1 protein-coding gene and 1 pseudogene are annotated in these 2,308 nt (G+C 34.1%); one reads left to right on the plus strand and one right to left on the minus strand.

Annotated elements, in window-relative coordinates:
• Window positions 1–153: pseudogene (locus AC3DU7_RS31515) on the minus strand (signal peptidase I); the annotation flags it as partial.
• A gap of 683 nt (window positions 154–836) precedes the next feature.
• On the opposite strand from AC3DU7_RS31515, the gene AC3DU7_RS31520 reads away from it, so the two are divergent.
• Window positions 837–2,168, plus strand: a complete 1,332-nt coding sequence (locus tag AC3DU7_RS31520; protein ID WP_488043169.1) for a dihydroorotase — start codon at window positions 837–839, stop codon at window positions 2,166–2,168.
• Window positions 2,169–2,308 lie beyond the last annotated feature (140 nt).

Genomic DNA, 2,308 nt, shown 5'->3' on the forward strand with positions numbered 1-2,308 from the left:
CATTGAACCAGAAGGAATATAACGTGCCTCAGCAACAAATTGTCTAATTCCAATAGCCAAAATCACACTAAGTCCTATGGTTTTGATTGATTCAACCCATGGATTTTCTTCATTTTGCTCTTCATTGTTTACTTGTTTTTTGTCTTTATTCATCATCTATAAATAATTAATTCAATAATTAATTGAAAAATACTTAATTTTGATTGTATAGCAATCAGGAATAAGTTGTGAGAATTCAGATGTTCCTTAAAAGTATAGAATATAGCAATTATTATATTCAGATGATACATTTTTTTCTTTTTCTCTGTTCTCTGTTTCCTATTCCCTGTACTCTAAAATTTTTCAATATCTCATAACTCAAATCATACTGCTATATATTTATAATTTGAGTCTCCCAGTTGATTTTTTTGATTATCTAAAACATATAACAATCCTATTTTTAGTTGGTAAAAATTTAGCTATTAGCAGTCAGCTATAATTTCAGGTTTATAAATGGGAATTTGGCAGTAAACTTTTACTCTTTCTCAATTTCAAAGGTGGCTTTTACCTTCTCCAAAATTAATAGCTGAAGGCTGAATACTTACTTCAGTTGTAATATTTTAGTGGTATTTTAGAACTCATATAGGTGAGTCGCCGGATTAGCGACTTAAATAATTTCAAAGGTTTACAGTTAAAATTAACTGTTATAAGAATTTTCACAACCAATGCACGGATTGTTATATAAAATTAGCAGGTGTCTCAATAATCTAAATTAATAATTAATTAGTAAATCTCCTAGTTTTTAGATCGCTCATCATAATATTATATAACAATCTTATTAAAACTAATTTTTCATCATGTCCTCTACTTCTTCTTTATTAATCCATCGTGCTCGTATTCTTCTACCTGATGGAGAATTTATCGTCGGTGATGTGCAAATTCAAGGTGGAGAAATTATTCAGGTTGCTCCAGAAATTTCATCTTCTGAAGCTCCAGAAAAAATCATTGATGCTGAAGGCTTAACCTTATTACCGGGAGTAATTGACCCCCAGGTACATTTTCGGGAACCTGGATTGGAACATAAGGAGGATTTATTTACTGCTAGTCGAGCTTGTGTGAAAGGTGGTGTTACTTCTTTTCTGGAAATGCCTAATACTAAACCTTTGACTACAACTCAAGCAGCATTGGATGATAAGTTACAACGGGCAGCTCAAAAATGTTTGGTTAATTTCGGTTTTTTTATTGGGGCAACGGCAGAAAATTTACCTGATTTATTAACAGCTAATCCTACTTCTGGGATTAAAATTTTTATGGGTTCCATGCATGGACCTTTATTAGTAGATACTGAGGAAAAGTTAGAGCCTATTTTTGCTAGGGGAAAAAGGTTAATAGCTGTTCATGCAGAAAATCAAGCTCGAATTGATGAAAGGAAAAAAGAATTTGCTGGAATTTCTGACCCTGCTATTCATTCACAAATTCAGGATAATGAGACTGCTTTATTGGCAACTAAGATGGCTTTGAAGTTGTCGAAAAAGTATCAGCGAAGGTTACATATTTTGCATACTTCCACTGGAGATGAAGCTGAATTATTGCGTCAGGATAAACCTAGTTGGGTGACTGCTGAAGTTACGCCTCAACATTTGTTATTAAATACAAGTGCTTATGAAAAAATTGGTACTTTAGCTCAGATGAATCCTCCTTTAAAATCTGCTTGGGATAATGATATTTTATGGCAAGCTTTGTTGGATGGGGTAATTGATTTTATTGCCACAGATCATGCACCTCATACTTTAGAAGAAAAAGCAAAAGGTTATCCAAATACTCCTTCAGGAATGCCTGGAGTGGAAACTTCTTTACCTTTAATGTTGACTCAAGCTATCCAGGGAAGATGTTCTGTTGCTCAAGTTTCTAATTGGATGTCTACTGCTGTGGCAAAAGGTTATGGCATTCCGAAAAAAGGAGCGATCGCTCCTGGTTTTGATGCAGATTTAGTATTAGTCGATTTGGATAATTATCGCCCTGTTTTAAAAGAGGAATTAATGACAAAATGTGGGTGGAGTCCGTTTGAAGGATGGAGTTTAACTGGTTGGCCTGTTGTTACTATTGTTGGGGGAGAAGTTGTGTTTAATCGTGGTGAATTTAATTCTGATTTTCGGGGTCGAGCTTTGACTTTTTCAGATATTTCCTAACTAATTATAGAAGAAGTAAGAAGGAAGAAGGAAAATTTTACGTTATTAAATGTTTGTAGTGCGGGCATCTTGCCCGCGACGGATATACCTCACGTTTGGTGAAATCGGCTGTAATTTTTCCTTATTGCCAAAGCAACTTT

Source organism: Okeania sp. (assembly GCF_983059655.1).